General features: G+C 55.3%; 16 protein-coding genes and 1 pseudogene. 4 read left to right on the plus strand and 13 right to left on the minus strand.

Translation table 11 applies throughout. From position 1 onward, the window contains the following. Nucleotides 1-143: 143 nt before the first annotated feature. Entirely contained in the window at nucleotides 144-1,397 is a 1,254-nt protein-coding gene (gene amiC / locus AAIR21_RS13860; protein ID WP_020883787.1) for an N-acetylmuramoyl-L-alanine amidase AmiC, read from the minus strand. 227 nt (nucleotides 1,398-1,624) lie between these two features. On the opposite strand from amiC, the gene argA reads away from it, so the two are divergent. After that, the gene (gene argA, locus AAIR21_RS13865; protein WP_020883786.1) at nucleotides 1,625-2,956 is read left to right on the plus strand and encodes an amino-acid N-acetyltransferase; all 1,332 of its coding nucleotides are present in this window, start codon (nucleotides 1,625-1,627) and stop codon (nucleotides 2,954-2,956) included. 34 nt (nucleotides 2,957-2,990) lie between these two features. Here argA and recD read toward each other — a convergent pair whose 3' ends face one another. The 12 genes from recD to rppH all read right to left on the minus strand — a co-directional run bounded on the left by recD (nucleotide 2,991) and on the right by rppH (nucleotide 21,341). Further along, the gene (recD, locus tag AAIR21_RS13870) at nucleotides 2,991-4,811 is read right to left on the minus strand and encodes an exodeoxyribonuclease V subunit alpha (protein WP_020883785.1); all 1,821 of its coding nucleotides are present in this window, start codon (nucleotides 4,809-4,811) and stop codon (nucleotides 2,991-2,993) included. Continuing rightward, nucleotides 4,808-8,350 carry an exodeoxyribonuclease V subunit beta gene (gene recB / locus AAIR21_RS13875; RefSeq protein ID WP_183516688.1) on the minus strand — a complete coding sequence of 1,181 codons (3,543 nt, stop codon included), beginning with the start codon at nucleotides 8,348-8,350 and terminating at the stop codon, nucleotides 4,808-4,810. The genes recD and recB overlap by 4 nt, the downstream gene beginning before the upstream one ends. Further along, nucleotides 8,347-11,229, minus strand: a complete 2,883-nt coding sequence (ptrA, locus tag AAIR21_RS13880) for a pitrilysin (protein WP_183516689.1) — start codon at nucleotides 11,227-11,229, stop codon at nucleotides 8,347-8,349. Before ptrA ends, recB begins: the two co-directional genes overlap by 4 nt. A gap of 139 nt (nucleotides 11,230-11,368) precedes the next feature. Further along, on the minus strand, nucleotides 11,369-14,743 hold the full coding sequence (gene recC / locus AAIR21_RS13885) for an exodeoxyribonuclease V subunit gamma (protein WP_020883782.1): 3,375 nt from the start codon (nucleotides 14,741-14,743) through the stop codon (nucleotides 11,369-11,371). A 12-nt stretch (nucleotides 14,744-14,755) separates the two neighbouring features. Continuing rightward, entirely contained in the window at nucleotides 14,756-15,079 is a 324-nt protein-coding gene (locus AAIR21_RS13890; protein ID WP_014171443.1) for a prepilin-type N-terminal cleavage/methylation domain-containing protein, read from the minus strand. Further along, nucleotides 15,064-15,465: a DUF2509 family protein gene (locus AAIR21_RS13895; RefSeq protein WP_020883781.1), complete on the minus strand. Its 402-nt coding sequence runs from the start codon at nucleotides 15,463-15,465 to the stop codon at nucleotides 15,064-15,066. The genes AAIR21_RS13890 and AAIR21_RS13895 overlap by 16 nt, the downstream gene beginning before the upstream one ends. Continuing rightward, nucleotides 15,462-16,022, minus strand: coding sequence for a prepilin peptidase-dependent protein (locus AAIR21_RS13900; RefSeq protein ID WP_020883780.1), 561 nt, complete (start codon nucleotides 16,020-16,022; stop codon nucleotides 15,462-15,464). The genes AAIR21_RS13895 and AAIR21_RS13900 overlap by 4 nt, the downstream gene beginning before the upstream one ends. Next, nucleotides 16,013-16,477: a prepilin peptidase-dependent protein gene (locus tag AAIR21_RS13905; RefSeq protein ID WP_020883779.1), complete on the minus strand. Its 465-nt coding sequence runs from the start codon at nucleotides 16,475-16,477 to the stop codon at nucleotides 16,013-16,015. The genes AAIR21_RS13900 and AAIR21_RS13905 overlap by 10 nt, the downstream gene beginning before the upstream one ends. Nucleotides 16,478-16,661: 184 nt before the next feature. Further along, on the minus strand, nucleotides 16,662-17,456 hold the full coding sequence (thyA, locus tag AAIR21_RS13910) for a thymidylate synthase (protein ID WP_020883778.1): 795 nt from the start codon (nucleotides 17,454-17,456) through the stop codon (nucleotides 16,662-16,664). Nucleotides 17,457-17,462: 6 nt separating this feature from the next. Beyond that, nucleotides 17,463-18,338, minus strand: coding sequence for a prolipoprotein diacylglyceryl transferase (gene lgt, locus AAIR21_RS13915; RefSeq protein WP_014171449.1), 876 nt, complete (start codon nucleotides 18,336-18,338; stop codon nucleotides 17,463-17,465). 213 nt (nucleotides 18,339-18,551) lie between these two features. Continuing rightward, nucleotides 18,552-20,798, minus strand: coding sequence for a phosphoenolpyruvate--protein phosphotransferase (ptsP, locus tag AAIR21_RS13920; RefSeq protein WP_014171450.1), 2,247 nt, complete (start codon nucleotides 20,796-20,798; stop codon nucleotides 18,552-18,554). A gap of 12 nt (nucleotides 20,799-20,810) precedes the next feature. Then, nucleotides 20,811-21,341 carry an RNA pyrophosphohydrolase gene (gene rppH, locus AAIR21_RS13925; RefSeq protein ID WP_013098553.1) on the minus strand — a complete coding sequence of 177 codons (531 nt, stop codon included), beginning with the start codon at nucleotides 21,339-21,341 and terminating at the stop codon, nucleotides 20,811-20,813. Between the two features lie 463 nt (nucleotides 21,342-21,804). Between rppH and AAIR21_RS13930 the strand changes: the two are divergent. From AAIR21_RS13930 to AAIR21_RS13940, 3 genes and pseudogenes are all read left to right on the plus strand, one after another. Beyond that, a pseudogene (locus AAIR21_RS13930) lies at nucleotides 21,805-21,870 on the plus strand (hypothetical protein); the annotation flags it as partial. A gap of 154 nt (nucleotides 21,871-22,024) precedes the next feature. Continuing rightward, entirely contained in the window at nucleotides 22,025-22,717 is a 693-nt protein-coding gene (gene mutH, locus AAIR21_RS13935; protein WP_020883777.1) for a DNA mismatch repair endonuclease MutH, read from the plus strand. Between the two features lie 128 nt (nucleotides 22,718-22,845). Continuing rightward, entirely contained in the window at nucleotides 22,846-23,064 is a 219-nt protein-coding gene (locus tag AAIR21_RS13940; protein WP_020883776.1) for a YgdI/YgdR family lipoprotein, read from the plus strand. Nucleotides 23,065-23,088: the final 24 nt, after the last annotated feature.

Genomic DNA, 23,088 nt, shown 5'->3' on the forward strand with positions numbered 1-23,088 from the left:
GCTCGTCGGGCTCATAACCCGAAGGTCGTCGGTTCAAATCCGGCCCCCGCAACCAACACTTCTAAAAACAATAAACACCCTTCAGGGTTTTTTTTTGTATCTGCGGTGTGTGAAACTGCCGGGCGTTTACCCGGCGCACTCAACTACCCAAGCCTTGCCAGCGTCGCCCCATCTGAGAAATACGCCCGGATCCCTGCCAGAATCGACTCTGCCACTTCCTGCTGGAATTTTGCCGTCCTGAGCTTACGCTCCTCTTCCACGTTACTGATAAACGCGGTCTCGACCAGAATCGACGGAATATCCGGGGCCTTCAGCACCGCGAACCCGGCCTGTTCAACGCTGTTTTTGTGCAGCTTATTAACATTGCCTAGCTTGCCCAGCACCGCTTTACCAAATTTCAGGCTGTCAGTGATGGTCAGCGACTGCACCATATCAAACATGGTGTGGTCGACATAGCGGTCGCCACTTTTGCTCACGCCGCCAATCAGGTCCGAGGCGTTCTGAGAGTCAGCCAGGAATCTTGCGGCGGTGCTGGTTGCCCCTTTAGTCGAGAGCGCAAACACCGACGAACCGCTCGGCTGGCGGCTGGTAAACGCATCGGCATGGATCGAGACGAACAAGTCTGCACGCTGCTTCTGGGCTTTCGCCACGCGGACTTTCAGTGGAATAAAGACATCTTCGTTTCGCGTCATATAGGCGCGCATATTGCCTTCTTTATCGATCAGCGCCTTCAGCCGGCGGGCGATTTGCAGCACCACATCTTTTTCCCGGGTACGATATTTCCCCACTGCGCCCGAGTCTTCGCCGCCATGGCCAGGATCAAGCATGATCACAATCGGGCGATCGCGCCCTGCTTTTCCGGGCTGCGGACCGCTCTGGGCCGGTGGCACCTGCTTCTCCAGGTTGCCCTGGTTGTAGTCTTCCAGTAATGCCAGCAGCGGATCCTGAATATCCGTCGCATTCGCCGGATAGAGATCCATGACCAGACGCTCTTTGAACGTCGCAACAGGTGCCAGGGCAAACAGCTGCGGTTTAACGTTTTGCTTCAGCTCAAACACCATGCGCACGGTTTGCGGATCAAACTGACCCACGCGCGCCGATTTGATAAACGGATCGTCGCCGCGGATCTGCGCCGCCATTCCCTTAAGCACAGAGTTGAGGTTAACACCTTCGAGATCCACCACCACACGCTCAGGATTGCTGAGGGCAAATTGCTTATATTTCAGCACCCGATTGGATTCTACCGTGACACGTGTATAGGTCGACGACGGCCAGACGCGCACCGCCACCACCTGACTGGTGGCGGCAAGACCCACCTGGCTGACGCTAAGCAACCACATCGCCCCTGCCCCTTTTAACAACCGGCGGCGGCTTATTGCTGAATTGGATCCCGACATGCTTCTCCCGAGCAAGAAAAGTGACTGATTTACAAAATCGCTAAATTGACCGAAAACTTTAACGAATGACGCATAAACTGTCATCTATAAAAGGGTAAACATTCATACGCTAACGCACGGATTACTTATCAATTTCTGTGGGTCGCAGAAAATTTAGGCTTGCACACACGGCCACAATCGAATAAAAATACAGAAATTACGAATAAACATTCATTAAGGGTTGTGTCATGGTGAAGGAACGTAGAACCGAACTGGTCCAGGGATTCCGCCATTCTGTTCCCTATATCAACGCCCATCGGGGAAAAACGTTTGTCATCATGCTCGGCGGCGAAGCCATTGAGCATGAAAACTTTTCCAGCATCGTCAATGACATTGGCCTGCTGCACAGCCTCGGGATCCGCCTGGTTGTGGTGTATGGCGCGCGCCCGCAGATTGATGCCAACCTGGCCGCGCATCACCACGAGCCGATTTACCATAAACATACCCGCGTCACGGATGCGAAAACCCTTGAGCTGGTGAAACAGGCGGCGGGTCTGCTGCAGCTGGATATCACCGCTCGCCTGTCGATGAGCCTTAACAACACACCGCTGCAGGGCGCGCACATCAACGTTGTGAGCGGCAATTTTATCATCGCTCAGCCTCTCGGCGTGGACGATGGCGTGGACTATTGCCATAGCGGACGTATTCGTCGTATCGATGAAGAAGCCATTCACCGCCAGCTGGACAGCGGTGCCATCGTGCTGATGGGGCCTGTGGCAGTGTCCGTGACCGGTGAAAGCTTTAACCTCACCTCAGAAGAGATTGCCACTCAGTTGGCCATCAAGCTGAAGGCGGAGAAAATGATTGGGTTTTGCTCTTCCCAGGGCGTCGTGAATGATGAAGGGGTGATTGTGCCAGAGCTCTTCCCGAATGAGGCCCAGGCTCGCGTGGAAGCGCTGGAAGCCGAAGGGGATTACCACTCGGGTACCGTGCGTTTTTTGCGCGGTGCCGTGAAGGCCTGCCGCAGCGGCGTGCGTCGTAGCCACCTGATCAGCTATCAGGAAGACGGTGCCCTGCTGCAGGAACTGTTCTCCCGCGATGGTATCGGCACCCAGATTGTGATGGAGAGCGCGGAGCAAATCCGTCGCGCCACCATCAATGATATCGGCGGAATTCTGGAGCTGATTCGCCCACTGGAACAGCAGGGCATTCTGGTTCGGCGCTCCCGCGAACAGCTGGAGATGGAGATCGACAAATTCACCATTATTCAGCGCGATAACCTGACCATTGCCTGCGCCGCCCTCTACCCGTTCCCGGAAGAGCAGATCGGAGAAATGGCCTGCGTGGCGGTGCATCCTGACTACCGGAGCTCTTCACGGGGTGAAATGCTGCTTGAGCGCGTGGCGGCTCAGGCGCGTCAGATGGGGCTGAACAAGCTGTTCGTGCTGACTACGCGCAGCATTCACTGGTTCCAGGAGCGCGGATTTACACCGGTGGACATTGAATCACTGCCGGAGAGTAAGAAAGAGATGTACAACTATCAGCGCCGATCAAAAGTGCTGATGGCCGATCTGGGATAATACGAAGCCCTCACCACCCGGTGGGGGCTATCGCTTAAAGGGATTCAAATATCGCGCTCAGGCCGCTTCGACGTTCCGTGCGGGTGGCAATCGCCTGTAGCAGCACACGTTCATCGGCATACAGCGACAGGCGCTGACGCGCGCGCGTAATGGCGGTATAAATCAGTTCGCGGGTAATGACGGGCGAAAGCTGTGTCGGCAGGATCAGCGCCGCATGGTTGAACTCGGAGCCCTGAGACTTATGCACCGTCATTGCCCAGGCCGTTTCATGTTCAGGCAGACGGCTGGGCTGAACGGATTTCACGCTTCCATCCGGCATCTGGAACCAGACGCGCAGCCCCAGTCCACGATCGAGGGCAATCCCGATATCCCCGTTAAACAGCCCCAGCGCGCTATCGTTGCGGGCGATCATCACCGGGCGTCCCTCATACCAGCGCGAGTGCGGGGTGCGGTGGATTTTGCGTTTCTGGCCCAGGAGCTGTTCGAACCTGTCGTTCAGACCGCTTACGCCAAATGGCCCTTCCCTCAGTGCGCACAGTAGCTGATACTCGCCAAAGGCGGCGAGCGCCTGTGCCGGCGTGCATTGCTGTTGTACACCCGTCAGGAAATGCTGATACCCCTGCAGGGCGTCATCAAGCATCGCCTGATACTCTTCCCCGGTTTGCAGCGATTTTTTCTCGATATCGGTGAATTGACCGTCAAATACCGCACAGGTCGTCTGCCGGTCGCCTCTGTTCACAGCCGAAGCCAGCTGACCGATGCCCGAGTCGCTGCCGAAACGGTAGCTTTTTTGCAGCAGGCACAGGCTGTCGCGCAGCGCCCCCGCCAGGGAATGGTTTTCACTGGCGAGCGAACAGCCGGTCAGACGGGACAGCTCCTCAGCGCGTTCAGCGGTATATCCCAGGCTTGCATAAGTGCAGATATCTCCCAGCACCGCCCCGGCTTCCACCGAGGCAAGCTGGTCGCGATCGCCCAGGAAAATGACGCGGGCGTGCGCTGGCAGAGCATCAATCAACCGCGCCATCATCGTCAGGTCGATCATTGACGCCTCATCCACCACCAGCACATCCAGATGCAACGGATTACCGGCGTGATAGCGCAGACGCTGACTTCCCGGCTGAGCGCCCAGCAGCCGGTGCAGCGTGCTGGCTTCGTTTGGGAAAAGGGCAAGCTGCTCCCCGGTGAGTGGCAACTTCTGCAGCGCACCACCTAACGACTCGGTCAGGCGCGCCGCCGCTTTGCCGGTAGGGGCCGCCAGACGAATACGGCACTTTTGCTCACCCGATAACTGAATCAGGGCGGCAAGCAGTTTGGCCACGGTGGTGGTTTTACCGGTTCCCGGGCCGCCAGAGATGACGGAGATCCGCCGTGTTAAGGCCACGGCTGCCGCCACTTTCTGCCAGTCTGTCGCCTCAACAGAGGTAAACAAGGTATCCAGCGTTTGCCGCAGTTGGGCTTCATCGCAGGGAAGAGGCGCATTGGTCTCGCTGAAAAAACGCGCGACCGCCAGTTCATTACGCCACAGTCGGTTGAGATACAAACGATCGCCCGTCAGGATCATGGGTGTCTGGCTATCGGCTGCGCTGACGGCAGGCGAACGGTGCAACACCGTCGGCCAGTCCACGGATTCTCCCAGCAGTGCAAAACAGGACTGCAGGGCCGCGGGCATTTTCTCATCCATCACCAGACGCGAAAGCGGCAGGCAAACGTGCCCTTCCCCTGCGTCTTTACTCAGGATGGCAGCGGCGAGCATCACGGCAGGCTCATCACCGGACACCATCATGGCGAACTGTACGTCCAGGTGGCGCAGTAGTCGCTGTTCTACCGCTTCCAGCAACAATTCCTGCATCGTCATGCCACTTCCTCCGTGTTTGCTGCAAATAAGTTATCCATTTTCTCAATCAGTGCCGCATGCGGGCGTGTGCTAAAGATGCCTGAACGCGGGTCAGCCGCATCCACACCGCGCAGGAAAAGGTAAATCACCCCACCAAAGTGCTCTTCGTAACGGTAGTCAGCAATGCGATGGCGCAGATAACGATGCAGCGCCAGAGTATAGAGCTGGTACTGCAGATCGTAGCGATGCATTTGCATGGCGGATGCCATCGCCTGCTGGGTGTAGGCTTCGCTGTTCTCACCCAGCCAGTTTGATTTGTAATCCAGCAGGTAGTAGCGCCCTTCGTGACGGAAAACCAAGTCGATAAAGCCTTTTAACATCCCCTGCACCTGGCGGAAGTTCAGCGGCGGGCAACCGGCGGACAACGGGTCATACTCGCGGATCACCGCATCAAGCGCGTCAGCCCGCAGCGGGCTGACGATGGGAAGGTAAAACTCCATCTCCACCTGTTTATCTTTGGCGGTCAACTGGCTGAGAGAGAGGCCCTCTGCCGTGAGCGGGGCGTGCAGAATAGCGCGGATCCACTCGGTGAGGACCGGCTGCCATTGTGCATCATAGCCCCCACTCTGTAACATCTTCAGGACCCATTCGTCAGAGACCGGCTGGGTAAAATCCAGCTCTTCAAACAGGCTATGCAAAAAGGTTCCCGGTGACGCGCCGCGTGGAAATTGATGCGGCGTAAGCGCAGGCTCAACCGGCACGCTACCGGCTCCGGCGGCATCAATATCCAGCTTTGGCATCAGGTCCTGCGCAATGCTCTGCCCGTGCTGCTGTAACCCGGAGTAGCTGGTAACGCGCCAGTCGTCGGCAATGGTGCGCAGAATCTGCCGGACTTCCAGTTCAGATTCCCGCCAGTCCGGCATCTGCCAGCGGCTGTTATCGGGTGGCGACGGAATGTGCAGGGCAACATGCTCGCCGCACAGCGACTCGATGCACTGGCGCAATCCGGCAGCATCTTTGGGCTCGCCGAGCTGAATGAGTCGCCCCAGCGCGCTCAGGTGGAAATCGCTCTCCCCCGACTTGTCGCCACGACGGCGGAACAGCGGCGCCACGCCCAGGCTGCAGTGCCAGACCGAACGGGTCAATGCCACGTAGAGCAGGCGTAAATCTTCCGCCAGACGTTCGGCCTCGGCCAGCTCAACGCTGGACTCCGCTTTACTGAGATCGAGCACCGCGTCGAACGACTCGCGATCGTGGTAAAAGGCCTGATCCTGCACGCGGTAATTGGCGATAAACGGCAGCCAGACCAGTGGATACTCCAGGCCTTTCGACTTGTGAATCGTGACGATCTGTACCAGATGTTTATCACTCTCAAGACGCATCTGCTGGCTGGAGGCGTTGCTGTTTGGGTCGGCAATCTGTTGCGCCAGCCAGCGCACCAGAGCATGTTCGCTTTCAAGCTGCGTGCCCGCCTCCTGCAACAGCTCACTGATATGTAAAATGTCGGTCAGACGGCGTTCACCGCCTGCTGTCGCGAGCATATTCTCCGCAAGGTGTCGCTTCGCCATGAGCTCACGCACCATCGCCATCACACCGCGCTTCTGCCATCGTTCACGGTAGTGAACAAACTCTTCGACGACCACATCCCATGCGGCTTCGTCATTATTGAGTGCATCAATGTCACGGGCGTTCAGACCGAGCATGGCGCTGGCTAGTGCACTGCGAAGCGTACTTTCGCGCTCCGGGGACAGCACGGCCTGAAGCAGCCACAGCATCTCCTGTGCTTCCAGGGTTTCAAAAACGCTGTCACGGTTTGAGAGGTACACGGACGGGATGTTCAGCAGGGTAAGCGCATCGCGGATCAGCGACGCCTCCTGACGACTGCGCACCAGCACCGTGATATCAGACGCCTTCACGGGGGCTGACTCATTTTCCTTCCACAACAGCGCCTCGCCACGCGCACCAGCGCTGAGCCAGTCACGGATCTGCGCGGCACAATGCTGAGCCATGGCATTTTGATAGTCCGCGACGCCACAGCCTTCACCGTCAAGCAGCCAGAAGTTCATGGCTGGCTGCGTCACCCCGTTGAATTCGAAACGCAGCGAGCTGTTTTTTGCGGCAAACTTTACCGGCTGAAAGGGGATCTCACGGAACATAAACGCCGTATCCATGCGGCTAAACAGCGCATTGACGCTTTGCACCATGCCCGGGGAAGAGCGCCAGTTGGTATCCAGCGTATAGTGCGCCTCTACCTCACTGCGGGCCTTCATGTAGGTGAAAATATCCGCACCGCGGAAGGCGTAAATGGCCTGTTTCGGATCGCCGATTAACAACAGCGCGGTGTCGGGCTGTTGTCGCCAGATGCGGCGGAAAATACGGTACTGCTGAGGGTCCGTATCCTGAAATTCGTCAATCATCGCTACCGGGAAGCGGGTACGGATCGCGCAGGCAAGGGCTTCGCCGTTTTCACTGCACAGCGCCGCATCAAGGCGGCTCAACATATCGTCAAAACCCAGTTCGCCACGGCGACGTTTCTCACGTGATACGGCTTCGCGAATTTCCGTCATGGCGCGGGTGATCATCAGGTCATTGAGCGTGAGTGGCTCAGCGAGCAGCGATTCAATCGCAACAAACAGGGGATGCTCAGGCACAATGCCGTCGGCTTTAGTCCGCTCAATCAAAAAACGCTGCGAGAATTTCTCCAGTGCGTCCGGAAGCTGATAACCGCGCGTCCCTTCCTGCGCCCAGGCGCTGATCTTCTCGATCCATTTACCCTGGTTGCCGCGGTTAAATTTACGCCTGTCGATCCCGGAGTTTTCGATGATCGCCTCAATCTCACCGACGGACGCATTCCATTGTTGCTTGAGCGCAGCAATTTTTCCGACAATCTTTTCATGACGTGAAGCCAGCGTTTCGTCTGCAGGCGGCGGAGATTTGATAACCGGCGCTTCGCCCTGAAGATAACGGTCGATAGCGCGAAGAAGCTCTTCGGGACCTTTCCACAACGCATGGACCGCTTCAGCGATATCGCGCGATAAAGGGTAACAGTGGCGACGCCAGAAATCCGCACAGGCCTGATAGCGAAGCACAGATTCATCTTCAATGAGCTGCTGTTCAAACAGCATTCCGGATTCAAATGCATTCAGGCTCAGCATGCGCTGACAAAAACCATGAATGGTGAAAACGGACGCTTCGTCCATCTGCCGTTCCGCCAACAGCAGCCACTGGGCGGCCTGTTGCTTATCTGCAATCTCTTCAAGAAGGCTGGCGTAGAGAGGGTTATCCGTGGTCTGGCGCAGGCAGGCGATGCGCAGCTCATGAATATTGGCACGAATACGACCGCGCAGCTCAGCGGTAGCAGCCTCGGTGAAGGTGACCACCAGCAGCTCTTCCACACTTAACGGACGTGGAAAAGCGGCGTTACCACCAAGCCCTAACAGAAGACGCAGATAGAGCGCGGCAATGGTGAAGGTTTTTCCCGTTCCCGCTGAGGCTTCAATCAATCGTTCACCCTGTAGAGGTAAACGTAAGGGATTAAGGGGCTCAGCGGTATCGGTCATTCTTTCTTACTCCAGGGCATAGATTGCTGCAGCGCGCTGACGCTCTTCCAGATCGTCCAGCCTTTCGGGTTAACGTAGTCCGTTTTCCCGTTCTGACTACCGGAAACCTGCGACAGAATCGCCATTCCCTGCGGTTTAACCACCGCCTGGTGGAAGAAATCAGCAACCTTCTGCGGCGTCAGCTGTTTTATCTCGGCCACTACTTTATCACGCGAATCAAATTTCAGATTACCGCGATCAAAATCTTTGCTCAGTTGTGATGCTTCTTCACCCAGCGTCTGCGGCGGCTGCATCACCTGCGCGATGACGGCCTGCTGAATCTGAGCAAACTCCTCCGGCTTCATCGCCCGCAGCTTCGCTTCCGCCTGTGGGAAGAATGCCTGATAACGCTGCCAGAGATAAGCAGGCTGTTTATCACTGCTTTGCAGCAGGAAGCCCAGCCCCCACTGGCGACCCACGTTCATGGAGAAGGCAAAGACCGCGTAACCAAGCTGCTCTTCTGTACGCAGCTGGTTGTAGAACCACGGCTGAATAATCTGCCCCAGCACAGCACTCTGCGCGGTACTGGTGAATTCATCATAACCCGTGGGTACAAACACAGCGGCCAGGGCTGAATCCGTGCTGTTACCCGCCTTTTCAAAAATCACATTCTGTTTTTTCTCAACCAGTACGTCCTGGTTGCGGCACCACTCGTCGCCTTTCGAACCAAGCTGCGTACGGACATTTTCTGCCAGTGTTTTAGCCTGTACGTCACTCATGTTTCCGACGATAAGGAACTCCGGACGCGTGTTCGTTTTCAGCGCATCACGATACGCCAGCACATCTTTTAAGGTGATAGAGGGCAGTAGCGCCCGGCGATCTTCGCGCTGGAAATAGGGAATTTGCGAAAGCATTTGCGTCGGCATGAGCGCCAGGTCATACGCTTTACCCTTCTCGGCAGAATCCATCATCTGCGCATACCAGGATTTGGCCTGCTCAAGTTGCTCTTCCGTCGGGGTATAGCTGAAATAACCTTCCAGTAACGCCTGGAACAGCTGCGGCAGACGCTGGGTGTAGCCGTTGGCATTGACCATCAGACCGTTATTGGCGTTGGTCGAGAAGCTTATCCCGCCGACGGCCGCCTGATTGCTAAGCTGATCGAGTGCGATACCGGCAAGGTAGTCATTGAGCGCAAACATCACCTGATTTTTAGCGCTGTTCATTGCTTTTGGGTTACGCAGAACCACGCTCACATCGGCTTTCGGTTCACTCGCGAAATAGCGGCTTGGCGTATACACCACGCGCAGCGTCGGCTCATCAACGATAAGTTCCGGGTGCGGATAAGCTTTCGTGGTTTTAATCAGCGAGAAATCATCCGGAATGTAGGGGTTCAGCTCCGGCAATTTAAGCGCGATCTCACCAGCCTTTTTCTGCCAGTCGGCGAAGGTCTGGTCACTGATTTTATCCACCTGGTAAGGGGCATCGACAAAATAGGCCATTTTGTTATGCGGTTCGTTCGGGCTGATATACCAGACGCGGGCATTCTGCGGCGTCATCATCGCCAGGCGGGCTTTTACCGCGTCGGCGTCATACTGGTCGGCAATATTGACCGCGTCGAGGGTATATTCCACCGGCACACGGATCATGGTATCCGCCAGCCACTCAACGTAATCCATGTCGCGGGTAATGGACGGATAACGGAAATCGAGATCCAGCACGTGCGCCAGTTCATCAAAGTAACGTTTATCGACGCCTTTATCGCGCAGCAAAGAGAGGTAGCTGAAGATAGCCGCCACGACGTCATCACGGTGAGCCAGACCTTTGTCAGTCAGGGTGGCGGAGATCGCCAGCACGCCGCTGTTGCCGTTCACAACCGGATCGGAGTCGGCACGGATACCTTCCACCAGCCCTTGTTTTTGCAGCCAGTCAGAAAGTGTTCCCGGGCTACGGTTGCCAATCAGGTAGGTGACCAGTTCATCGGTTTTGCTGCGAAACTGCGCCGTATTGTTATCAATGCGGAACTCAACGCGTAACACTTTACGCGGCAGTGCAGGAACGTAGTGGATAACGATCCCTTTTTGCGCGTCCGTGACCACAGGAACGTTTATCTGCGGCAGGTCGATATTTTTATTCGGTACCCGGCCAAACGTCTGTGCCGCCATGCTTGCCAGCTCAGGCAACGGTTTGTTGCTGTAGATGACCGCTTTCATCAGATTGGCGGAGTAGTATTTATCGCGAAAAGCATGCAGGGCATCCAGCACCGGGCTGTTCGGTTTATCGCTCAGCGTCTCCAGGTTACCACCGGAAAAACGCGATCCCGGGTGCGCCGGGTTAATGGTTTCTGCACTCACCTGCGCCATGCGCATCCCGTCTCGCGTACGGGCAAGGGTCAGTTCAGCATTAACGGCATTGCGTTCGCGGTCAGCGTATTTTTTATCCAGCAGGGGAGCCGCGATAGAATCCGCCAGACGATCCACTGCACCTCCCAGCGCATCATTCTCAACTTCGAGATAGAAGGCTGTACGGTACGGCGCCGTGCTGGCGTTGTGGCTGCCGCCATGCATTTTGAGAAATTCGGACAGGCTATCTGGCTGTGGGTATTTTTTGGAACCCATAAGCGTCATATGTTCCAGATAGTGTGCAAGCCCAGGGTGGGCTTCCGGATCTTCCAGCGACCCAACCGGCACCACCAGTGCCGACAGGGATTTTACCGCCTGCGGATCGGAAACCAGCAGCACAGTCATCCCGTTATCAAGGCGAATAGCCTGATACTGACGGGTATCTTTTTCGCTCTTACGGATAGTTTCCTGAATGGGTTGCCAACCGGAGCCTGCCTGAGTGAAAGGTGCCCAAAGGGCGACAAACAAAACAAACGCTTTGAACAAGGTGCTGCCTGGCATTACGACCTCTTTATCACGGCTACATCATTAACAAACTGCGTGCTGGACTCACCAACATCTCTTTCTTTGGGTACATCAGTCCGTGATAAGAAGTGCATCATAAATGAACACCCCATGCTGCGCAATTTTTATACAGCACTCAGGACTGATTAAATTTGAACAACGGTAACAGGTAGCGTTGTGCTTCTTCCGTGATAGCCTCGAAGTATTCAGGCTCAAGCGTTCGCCATAAACGTTGATACCAGACATCCTCACCTTCGCCGCGCACCATCATGTTACCTTCATACGCCTGCATGAATTTACTCCGTGCTTTCTGCAGTGAAGCGTCATCCGTTAACATGGCATCATTCTGTGCGTCATAACAAGCTTTTATCCAGGCGCCACCGCTCTCGGGCAGTAGCAGGAGCGGTTTATTCATTCCCCGCAGATAGCCTTCAACGTACAAGGATAAATAACGTAATGCCTGCTCTGCGTCCATCGGCGGAAAGCGCCATTCGCCCTCTTTGCGGACAAAAATACGGCTTTCGCCTTTATGGCCGCCAGCACTGTAGACAAGATGTTCGAGCCAGAGTTGCAAACCTTGTGAAACGCTAAGCATGGAAGGACGCCAGCGCAGGAGCCCATCCGGCTGTACCTGAGTTAGCCAGCCCGTGAGCTGCACACCCTGGCAGTTGAGATCGATTTCAATACTGGTTCCGGGTTGCCGGCATTCCCTCACGCGTTCTGCCAGAGCTTCCATCTCCTGGCGCTGCGCCTCCCAGACAATTTCTCCGAACGCCCCGTAGGGTAACTGCCCCGCAGCACGGTAGCGGCGGTAAAGCTTGTCGGCATCTTCCTCTTCAACCAGCGCGTTCAGCAGCTGCAGGTTTAACTGATAACGCTCCAGCCCTTCCAGCGTAAACGGCTCTGCATCAGGAATTTCACTCTCTTCAGAACGGAAATTGACCTGCAACCGTTGCTGGAAGAAAGCGCGTACCGGATGCCCCCAAAACCGCTGAAGCTGTTCAAAGGTCAGGGTGTCTATCGGACGAGGATCAAGCTCCTGAATGAAATCGGTATGCGCTCTCCCCTCTTTTTTCGCCGCAGGCAGCCATTCGTGGGCATAGCTCTGATGATCGCTGACCACGTAGTTCACCGGGTCAAACGGCATGCGGCTATGGAAGCGGGTGATATGCGCCTTCACCCGCTGCGCGCTTTCATCACAGTTACGGGCTTCATCCCCCGCCAGATAGTGGCTCTGCCCGATATAATCCGCCAGTTCCTGCACCAGAACAGAAGGAAAGCGCTCGCTGTTGTCCTGGATAGAGCGGCCGATATAGCTGATATACAGCTGACGTTGAGCCGAAATGAGCGCCTCAAGGAAGAGATAACGGTCATCGTCACGACGGCTACGATCGCCCCGCTTTGGATTCGCACTCATCAGATCAAAACCCAGCGGCGCCAGGGCGCGTGGGTATATACCGTCATTCATTCCGAGCAGGCACACCACTTTGAACGGGATAGAACGCATTGGCATCAGGGTGCAAATATTGATTGGGCCTGCCAGGAAACGCTGGCTAATTCGCTCCTGATCGAGCCGTTGCGTCAGCTCATCGCGCAGCAATGACAACGGAATAGCCTCGTTATAGTGGGAACTCACGCCCTCTTCGACGATTGCCTGCCACTGCGTTTCAATGAGCGCCATAGCGGCTTCGGTATCACTGTCCGGCAGGAAGAAATCATTGAGTAACGCCCTGCATACCGGGAGCCACGCATCCAGTGGACGCGGCTGCATCAACTCAAGCCGCCAGCGGTTAAGTTGCATCAGCAGGGAAGCTAAATGACCGACCAGTTCAGCGATCAACCCGCTGGACTCATCGTAGGGCAGGACTTCATTCCACTCGCCCTGGCTGCTTTCCATCGCATAGCCCAGCAGCATACGTGTCAGGCCAAACCGCCAGGTGTGCTGGCCGGTAGGAGGAAGCTCGAACGCCTGAACGTTGTCATCATCAATGCCCCAGCGTACGCCGGACTCGTTAACCCACTGACGAAGGTAACGCAGCCCCTCTTCATTAATATTGAAACGTGCGGCCAGGACTGGGACATCCAGTAATGCCAGGACATCTTCGGAGATAAACCGGCTATCCGGTAATGAAAGCAAAGTAATAAAGGCCTGCAAGGCCGGATGAGACTGGCGGGCCCGTCGGTCAGAAATGGCGTACGGCAGGTAGCGTTCACCTGTCGCACTCCCAAAAACAGCCTGAATAAAGGGACTGTAACTGTCGATATCCGCCACCATCACCACAATGTCACGTGGCGTCAGCTCAGGATCGTCCTGCAGCATCGCCAGCAGTTGATCGTGAAGGACTTCAACCTCGCGCTGCGGGCTGTGGCAAACGTGGATCGTGACGCTGCGATCGTCGCCGTCCAGCTTGCGCTTACTGTCGCTGCGCTCAAATTCTTTCGCCGTTACGCCCATGACGGCGCGGTTTTCGAGATCCAGAATGTCGAGCTGGATATTATGCAGCAGGCTATCCGGAGCGATCTCGACGAAGGCATCCACATCCCCTTCGCCTGACGACGTGATGTCTGAGAGCATGTGAATGTAGTCACGGCCCAGCTTTCCCCAAGAGGCAAGCAGCGGGTTCGGCAGATTTTGAATGCCGTGCTCATCAAATAGCTGTGCGGCAGACGCGCTGTCTTTAAACAGTGGCACGGTACGCTCTTCAAACAGGCGTCGTCTCTGACGAGACACCAGCCGCGAAAGCCAGCGTTCATCCTGAATGTCGCCCCAGTACTGGCGACACGGATTGGTAAAGAGGATATGTATGTCGATGTGTTTACCCAGCGCACTCAGCGCCTGCAAATACACCGGTGGCAGCGCCGAGATGCCGCAGATAAACACGCGAGAGGGCAGCCGGGCTGGTCGCTCAGCGCTGTTTTCCAGTATGGAGATAAACCGCTGGTAGAGGTTTGCACGGTGCCACTTCGGCTGGCCGAGTTTCTCAGTGTGTTCCACCAGCGCTTTCCAGAGCGGTGCCTGCCAGACTTGCGCCTCCGGTAACCCGTCGACCCGCTCGCCCGCTTCCCAGCGAGTCAGCCATTCCGGGCGATACACCAGATACTGGTCATAGAGATCGGCGGTGCGTGATGCCAGCTGGAACAGCTTGCGTTTATCGGTGTCGTCATTGAGGTAGTGGCGTAGCATGACGAATTCATCATGCTGCAGCATGTCCGGCAACAATGCCATCAGCTTCCAGCTCATGCTTTGCTTGTTGAAGGCACTCTGTTCCGGGATGTCCGGCAACACGCGGACAAACATCTCCCAGATAAAACTCGCGGGCAGCGGGAAATCGATATTTGCGGCAATGCCGAATTTACGCGAAAGCGACATCTGCAGCCACTGTGCCATACCGGTGCTCTGCACCAGCACCATTTCTGGCTCAAAAGGATCGTCAAGCCGCTCGCGCTCAACGATAAATTCCATCAGCGCTTCCAGCACATCCAGACGATTTGAGTGGTAGACCCTTAACATAGACGCTCCCGACTACTGGCTAACCGGGCAATGCAGACGCGTCATCTCGCCGCGCCGCCCCAGAGGAGAAATAAGTGTAACCGTGATGCTGACACATCCAGAGAGTGTTGTCTGCCCCCGACTGACCTGCCAGCCTGCCGGGAGAGCAATTGTTGAAAGCTGAGACTGATTCCAGGCATGGTGCCAGAGCTGACGATACTGATTAAACATAGAGAACCGCGTCGCCAGTGCTCGCTGATAACCCGACAGTGCCGTGACGATCATCACCAGCAGCATCATCGCCAGTAATACCTCAACCATGCTAAAGCCTTTTTCTCTGCTCACGGCAGCTGGCATAACGCATTCTCCTTAAGCGGACAAAAATCACTCCAGCCGTGTGGCGAGAAATAGATCTTACCGTCGATGATTTCGCCTCTGCGCCATAGCAGCAGGTCATCACTCCCGGCGATAAGCAGCACACGCGCTTCATTCAGTAGTCGCAGGCAAACTCGCCACGCCGATACCTTTTTGCACTGGATCTCAGGCTCAGATAACCAGCTCTGAACGCGTCCCCATTCAAGCGCTGACTGCACGGATGCCTGCTGTTGAACCGAGCGGCTCTCACCGCCCACCAGTGCGCTAAACGTGGTCAGCTGCTGATTGAGGCCGGTGAGGATCAGCGTGCCCAACACCAGTAAAAGTAATACCAGCGCCAGCGAGGACATCCCGCGCTGCCGGTTCACAGGTTGTACCCCGTGACGCCATAAAAAGCCTGACAGGGGGCCCCCTGCTCGCCCTGACGAAGGGCGGTCATTTCAATATTCAACTGGGGGGCAAACCCCGCATGCTCAACTTGACTCACCACAAAGTGCTGGATGAGAAGCCTGTTGGGGTCAGTGAGTTTCTCCCATCCTTTACCCTCACACGAGGTCGCCCCATGCAGGATCTCCAGTGCACCTGATTCCAGACGAAAACCTGTGCTGTCGTTTTCCGAAGACGAGCTATCCCAGTTACCGTTACTGTTTGCATCCCACCGTACAATGACACAGCGACCTTGCCTGCCGATCGTCAGTCCCTGCCCCGCACAGTTTCCGGCGCAATACCCCGCACGCTGAAGCTGTTTGCCAAGGGAAAAAAGGCGTTGCCACACCTCCTCCTCAAGCTCCCGCTGACCGGATTGCTGTAAAACAGCCCGCTGCAAGCCCGGTAAAAAGCGCGAGGCGCTTATCAGTAAAAGACTGCTGATCGCCGTGGCAATCAAAACTTCCATCAGTGAGAAACCCTGCTGGTTTAGGGACATGAACCTTCTCCTGTGACATTGCACATCCTGATTCGCCCTCCATTCGAGACAATGACGAGCCATTCTCCTGCACGACTTTGCAGGCGTATTCGCCCTGCCCATGCCGTATCCCTGAGTCCATAGAAGCCAAATAACGGCGTTATTTCACTTACCGTGACCTCCGGCCACAGGGGAATAAATACAAACGGACTGCCCTTATCACAGCCCTGCACGAATGCGCTCATCAGACAGGTGACGCCCCTGTCGCGCCGCAGTGTGACCTGGTGGTCACGGTTGTGCCGGTTTGCGTCATTGCGCAGAAATGCCAGGTAATCGCGCACCTGCCCGGCGGTTTGCCAGAGCCGTTGCTGCCGTTGCCAGTTGTCCCAGCCGTATAGCCCGGAGGCGCTGAGAATGACCACCAGCGAGATAGCCACCAGGGTTTCGATAAGCGTAAAACCGTTCTCTTTTTTCATGCCGGGAGTGTGGCGAAATGGCCTGGAATTGACGAGCAACGGAGGAGCGTTTTACGAGCCCTTATCAAGGAAAGTTAAGCGGTTGCAGTGTGTTGCATACGTTCTGGATAACGCGTCGGAAAGCGGGAAGAAGGCGAAAAAAAACCGGCGCTAAACAGCACCGGTTATGTCACGATTGACGGCCTCAGATAGCGACGGGCGCTTTGATGCCTGGATGAGGGTCATAACCCTCAATCTCAAAATCGTCAAAGCGGTAATCAAAAATGGATTCCGGTTTGCGTTTGATAATCAGCTTAGGCAAGGTGCGCGGTTCGCGGGTCAGCTGGAGATGCGTCTGTTCCATATGGTTGCTGTAGAGATGGGTATCCCCACCGGTCCAGACGAAATCGCCCACGTCCAGATCGCACTGCTGCGCCATCATATGCACTAACAGCGCATAGCTGGCAATGTTGAACGGCAGGCCGAGGAACACGTCGCAGGAGCGCTGATAGAGCTGGCAGGAGAGCTTGCCGTCTGCCACATAGAACTGGAAGAACGCATGGCACGGTGCCAGCGCCATTTTATCCAGCTCGCCGACGTTCCAGGCGGAAACGATAATACGGCGCGAGTCCGGATCGTTTTTCAGCTGGTTCATCACGGTGGTGATCTGGTCAATATGGCGGCCATCCGGCGTAGGCCATGCGCGCCACTGCTTACCGTACACCGGGCCCAGGTTGCCGTTTTCATCTGCCCATTCGTCCCAGATAGAGACGTTGTTTTCATGCAGATACGCAACGTTGGTATCGCCTTGCAGGAACCAGAGCAGTTCATGAATGATCGAGCGCAGGTGGCAGCGCTTTGTCGTCACCAGCGGAAAACCTTCCTGCAGATTGAAGCGCATCTGGTGGCCAAAAATGGAGAGCGTGCCGGTACCGGTACGGTCATTTTTCGGCGTGCCCTCATCGAGCACTTTTTTCATCAGTTCAAGATACTGTTTCATGGTTCCTCAGGAAAGTTGTTGCTGTGGACGACGACGATACGCCCAAATCATCATAATGACACCCGCGACAATCATCGGAATGGAGAGGATCTGCCCCATGCTGATGTACTGTACCCATTCGCCGGTGAACTGTGCATCCGGCTGGCGGAAGAACTCGACGATGATACGGAATGCACCGTAGCCAATCAGGAACAGACCGGAGACAGACCCCATCGGACGCGGTTTACGGATAAACAGATTCAGGATGATAAACAGCACCACACCTTCCAGCGCCAGCTCGTAAAGCTGAGACATGTGGCGCGGCAGAACACCGTAAGTATCGAACAGGGATTGCCACTCAGGATGAGACGGCAGCAGCGCCATGTCCTCTGCACGCGAGCCCGGGAACAGCATGGTAAAGGAGACACTCGGGTCGACACGCCCCCAGAGCTCACCATTGATAAAGTTGCCCAGACGTCCTGCTCCCAGACCAAACGGGATCAGTGGCGCGATAAAATCTGACACCTGGAAGAAGTTGCGTTTGGTGCGTTTGGCAAAAATCACCATCACCAGGATCACACCAATCAGCCCGCCGTGGAAGGACATGCCGCCATCCCAGACGCGGAACAGGTAGAGTGGATCGTTCAGGAATACCGGGAGGTTATAGAACAGAACATACCCAATACGGCCGCCCAGGAACACGCCAAGGAAGCCTGCATACAGCAGGTTCTCGACTTCGTTTTTGGTCCAGCCACTGCCGGGACGACTGGCGCGACGGCCAGCAAGCCACATGGCAAAAATGAAGCCGACCAGGTACATCAGACCGTACCAGTGAAGCGAAACAGGTCCTATTGAGAAAATGACCGGATCAAATTCCGGAAAATGCAGATAACCACTGTTCATCTGTCACCACAAGATGTTGTTATTCCGCTGAAAGTGGACAGCGGTAGAAATGCGATTCTGCTGTTAGCAGAGGCTCCAAAGTTGCGAATCATAGCATAAGGCGGACGCGGAGGATGCGCCAGAGATGTAAAAGATGTGTATAGAGGAGTGTGTTATATCCTCACCTCCGCCCTGTCACAAAGGACGAGGACGGAGTGAGGGGAAAAGTACGTCTTAGCGACCGCCGCGAATCAGGCCGCCCATACCGCGTCGTTCCATGAAGGCAGCCACCTGATGACGCACTTCGGCGGCCAGCTGCGCTTCAAGACTGCGTTCAGCCAGCTCGCGGGCATCCTCAATATCGATATGCCGCAGCAGGTACTTCACGCGGGCAACCGCACGGCCGTTCATGGAGAGGTGGCGGTACCCCAGCCCAATCAGGATTGCAACGCACATCGAATCTCCGGCCATTTCACCACACAGGCGCAAATCAATATCGTGCTGTTCGGCTTCTCGCGCGATCATCGCTAACGCCCGGATCATCGCAGGGTGCAGGCTGTCATAAATGCTGGCAACACGCGTGTTGTTACGGTCGACGGCCAGAATATACTGCGTCAGGTCATTGGTACCGACCGAGATAAAGTCGACACGGTTAGCCAGCTGCGGCAGCATAAAGACCATTGACGGCACTTCAAGCATCACCCCAATTCGTGGTTTGGGGATCGCATAGCCAATCATCTCTTCGACTTCACGGCCGGCACGCTCAATCAGCCGCCGCGCCTCGTCAATCTCATCAATGCTGGTGACCATCGGCAGTAAAATGCTGAGGTTACCCGTCGCCGCATTCGCGCGCAGCATGGCACGCACCTGGATCAGGAAGATCTCAGGCTGATCGAGCGTAATGCGTATCCCACGCCAGCCCAGGCACGGGTTTTCTTCACTGATCGGCATGTACGGCAGCTGTTTATCTGCCCCGACATCAAGGGTGCGCAGGGTGACCGGTTTGTCGTTAAACATCTGCAGCATGCCCTGATACTGCGCGACCTGCTCCTCTTCAGAGGGAAAGCCACTTTGCAGCATGAACGGGATTTCGGTGCGGTATAAGCCGATACCGTCGATGCGGCTGCCGAGCTTCTCTTCATGCTCGGGGCTTAAACCTGCGTTGAGCATGACTTTGATTCGCTCGCCGCTTTTGAGCTGCGCGGGCAGATTAACGTCATCCTCTGCCAGCTTGCTTAATTCATTCTCTTCGCTGATAAGGCGCTGGTATTCCTGAAGCAGAACCGGCTCAGGATCAACCAACAGCTCACCGCGATAACCGTCGACCACCAGGGTGCGTCGGTGCAGCACCGATGGCTGGATATCCGCCCCCATAACGGTGGGAATTCCCAGCGCGCGCACCATAATGGCCGCGTGCGAGTTCGCCGCGCCATCGCGTACCACCACGCCCGCCAGGCGGTCATGAGGCAGTTCAGCCAGCGTTGTCGCGGAGAGTTCATCGGCAACCAGCACAAAACGTTTTGGCCAGGCATTCGCGCCCTGAATAGTGTCATCAAGATGGAACAGTAAACGCTGCCCCAGGGCGCGTAAATCACCGGCCCGCTCTTTCAGGTAACCGTCGGTCAGTGCCGCAAACTGCTCGGCAAATTTTTCGATGACCTTTTTAACCGCCCACTCCGCAACCGCACCTTTGTCGACTTCGTCAAAAAGCTCGCGGCGCAGACGTGCATCGGAGAGAAGGTGCGAGTAAAGGTCAAAAATGGCCGCCGTCTCTTTTTGCGCCCCAGCGGCAAAGCGCTTGCTGTAGCGACGAAACTCATTCGACGCCTCTTCCAGCGCGGCGGTGAGACGCTCACGCTCAAGCGCTTCATCAAGCGTTGAGGCTTCGTACACCTGCTCCATTAACGGCAGAGTGGCGTCCATCCAGCCTTCGGCGATAGCAACGCCCGGCGACGCCGGAAGCGCGCGAATACGCGTATGACGATACTGACCAAACAGTGCCGTCAACTGGGACTGGGAGAGGATCGCGGCCATCTGCGTGGCCAGCGTGACGAGGAAAGACTCTTCGCTTTCATCGTACTGACGCAACTCACGCTGCTGTACCACCAGCACACCAAGCAGCTGACGGCGCTGAATAATCGGCACACCCAGGAAGGCGCGGAAACGATCTTCTTTTACGGAGGGGATATATTTAAAGCTGGGGTGTTTTTGCGCGTCGGCAAGGTTGATAGGTTCGGCGAGTCGCCCAACCAGACCAACGATACCTTCATCAAACGCGAGCGTTACGGTGCGTCCACGTGGCTTTTTCAAACCACGGGTCGCCATCAGGTAATAGCAACGCCGATCGTGGTCGGCCAGATACACCGAACAGACTTCGGTCTCCATCGCAAGACAGATGTCAGTAACCAGAATGTTCAGCGCCTCATTCAGACGCGGCGCACTGGCCACCTTCTCGACTATTTCTCGCAAGCGGGTGAGCATGATTTGCGTAGCTTAACCTCTTTTACGTCGCCAGGCAGGTGCGCTCTGCGGCTTAGGCGGGATCTCCTGAAGCTGCATGACAACACTTGCGAACTCTTTCATCACCCTACGGTAAACATCGCGTTTAAATGACACGACCTGACGAACAGGATACCAATAGCTCACCCAACGCCAGCCATCAAACTCCGGCGTACTGCTGGTTTGCATATTGATATCTGAATCGTTGCCCACCAACTGCAGTAGAAACCATTTTTGTTTCTGGCCGATACAAACCGGCTTTGTGTCCCAACGCACCAAACGTTTCGGTAACTTGTAACGCAACCAGTTGCGGGTCGAAGCCAGGATGCGAACATCTTTTCGGCTTAAACCAACCTCTTCAAACAGCTCCCGGTACATCGCTTGTTCTGGGGACTCTCCCGGGTTGATCCCGCCTTGCGGGAACTGCCAGGAGTGCTGACCATATCGACGGGCCCACATCACCTGGCCCTGACGATTACAAATTACTATTCCTACGTTCGGGCGGTAGCCATCGTCATCAATCACCGGACTACCCCAAACTAAACCTTATATATGAATGATTGTTTCACACTACAGGGAGGCGGTAAACCACTCTCTTACAGGGCTGCAACCTAATAACATTTGAATAACTCACAAATACAGGCAGAGTTATAAACAGATGAGCGGCTCTGAGGGGAATTTTATTCACCTTTTCTGTGGATATAGTTGTGAAGAAGTGTCTGATTACCGATGAACAACCTCAGCCGCCGTCAATCCCTCTCCATTACCGAAAGAAAATAAAATCATTATTTTCATAAAGTTAATCACCATAAAACCAACCCACACCGCTTAATCGTGACGTTCGTCACATCAGGGATCGTTGTGCTGATGAAAGATCGAACAGCGTCGGTTTTATCCACAGATTGTGCCAATAAGTTAGGCACAATTTGTTTGAAAATTGGATTTTCGTCGCACGTCAAGGCTGTAAATTGAAACAGTAGTCAGGGTTATGCCCAGTTATCCCACTTTTCTGTGGATAACATGGTGTAAGATCCTGTTCATTGTCAGTGACCAGAATTGAACAACCGAATTTTTGTCCCTCGCCATCCATTTTTAGCGTACTAAAAAAACCTATAAATCATGCACATGGCATATTCGTACAGAAAAAGTTAAACTCTATCCACAGGGGACAATTTCTTAGTGTATTTTTTAATCAAAAGGTTACCTTCATGCATTCGCTTTTACCCTTGCTTTCACCGCCGTCCAGCGAAATCCAGTTGCTACAGCAGGCGCAGCGTCTGGCTGGCTTTTCGCTTGGCGAGCTGGCGGCAATGGCTGGCCTGCCGATCCCTCAGGATCTGAAGCGGGACAAAGGCTGGATCGGCATGCTGCTGGAGCTGTGGCTGGGTGCAAGCGCAGGGAGTAAACCGGAGCAGGATTTCGCCGCCCTGGGCGTAGAGTTAAAAACCATTCCCATCGATAGCCTTGGGAAGCCCCTGGAAACGACATTTGTCTGCGTTGCACCGTTAACCGGGAATACCGGTGTGACGTGGGAAACCAGTCACGTTCGCCATAAACTGAAGCGCGTGCTTTGGGTCCCCGTAGAAGGAGAACGTCAGATCCCGCTGGCTGAACGCCGGGTTGGCGCACCGCTGCTGTGGAGTCCGGATGAAGATGAAGAGCATCAGCTGCGTCTGGACTGGGAAGAGCTGATGGATATGATTGTCCTCGGTCAGGTTGAGCGCATCACCGCCCGACACGGAGAGGTGTTACAGCTGCGGCCAAAGGCGGCGAACAGTAAAGCGCTCACGGAAGCAATCGGTGCCCGGGGCGAGCCGATACTGACATTGCCACGCGGTTTTTATCTCAAAAAGAACTTTACCGGGGCGCTCCTTGCTCGCCATTTCTTACTCAAAACGTAGTTTTTTACTTATTTTGAGAGCTCTCAAACATAATCACCTGGTTTTTAAGATTTTACCGCTTCCTCCTGTCGAAATATCGGGTTATTACTACACTATGATTTGATACGAGCCAGGTGAGGACGATAACGATGAAAAAATGGGCAGTGTTAATTTCAGCAGTCGGATTAGCGTTTGCAGTATCGGGCTGTAGCAGCGATTACGTGATGGCGACAAAAGATGGCCGGATGATCCTGACAGACGGCAAGCCGGAAGTCGATGATGACACTGGTCTGGTCAGCTACCGCGATCAGTCCGGGAATAAAATGCAGATCAATCGCGACGAAGTCTCGCAAATTATCGAGCGATAAACAGAGAGAGGTCAGTACCTTGCT

The organism is Enterobacter sp. PTB, assembly GCF_051130085.1.
GTDB classification, from domain to species: domain Bacteria; phylum Pseudomonadota; class Gammaproteobacteria; order Enterobacterales; family Enterobacteriaceae; genus Enterobacter; species Enterobacter ludwigii.

Excerpts from the sequence above, each read along its gene's own strand:
- amiC (WP_020883787.1), bottom strand. The coding sequence starts at position 1,397 with ATGTCGGGATCCAATTCAGCAATAAGCCGCCGCCGGTTGTTAAAAGGG.
- argA (WP_020883786.1), top strand. The coding sequence starts at position 1,625 with ATGGTGAAGGAACGTAGAACCGAACTGGTCCAGGGATTCCGCCATTCT.
- recD (WP_020883785.1), bottom strand. The coding sequence starts at position 4,811 with ATGACGATGCAGGAATTGTTGCTGGAAGCGGTAGAACAGCGACTACTG.
- recB (WP_183516688.1), bottom strand. The coding sequence starts at position 8,350 with ATGACCGATACCGCTGAGCCCCTTAATCCCTTACGTTTACCTCTACAG.
- ptrA (WP_183516689.1), bottom strand. The coding sequence starts at position 11,229 with ATGCCAGGCAGCACCTTGTTCAAAGCGTTTGTTTTGTTTGTCGCCCTT.
- recC (WP_020883782.1), bottom strand. The coding sequence starts at position 14,743 with ATGTTAAGGGTCTACCACTCAAATCGTCTGGATGTGCTGGAAGCGCTG.
- AAIR21_RS13890 (WP_014171443.1), bottom strand. The coding sequence starts at position 15,079 with ATGCCAGCTGCCGTGAGCAGAGAAAAAGGCTTTAGCATGGTTGAGGTA.
- AAIR21_RS13900 (WP_020883780.1), bottom strand. The coding sequence starts at position 16,022 with ATGTCCCTAAACCAGCAGGGTTTCTCACTGATGGAAGTTTTGATTGCC.
- AAIR21_RS13905 (WP_020883779.1), bottom strand. The coding sequence starts at position 16,477 with ATGAAAAAAGAGAACGGTTTTACGCTTATCGAAACCCTGGTGGCTATC.
- thyA (WP_020883778.1), bottom strand. The coding sequence starts at position 17,456 with ATGAAACAGTATCTTGAACTGATGAAAAAAGTGCTCGATGAGGGCACG.
- lgt (WP_014171449.1), bottom strand. The coding sequence starts at position 18,338 with ATGAACAGTGGTTATCTGCATTTTCCGGAATTTGATCCGGTCATTTTC.
- ptsP (WP_014171450.1), bottom strand. The coding sequence starts at position 20,798 with ATGCTCACCCGCTTGCGAGAAATAGTCGAGAAGGTGGCCAGTGCGCCG.
- mutH (WP_020883777.1), top strand. The coding sequence starts at position 22,025 with ATGCATTCGCTTTTACCCTTGCTTTCACCGCCGTCCAGCGAAATCCAG.
- AAIR21_RS13940 (WP_020883776.1), top strand. The coding sequence starts at position 22,846 with ATGAAAAAATGGGCAGTGTTAATTTCAGCAGTCGGATTAGCGTTTGCA.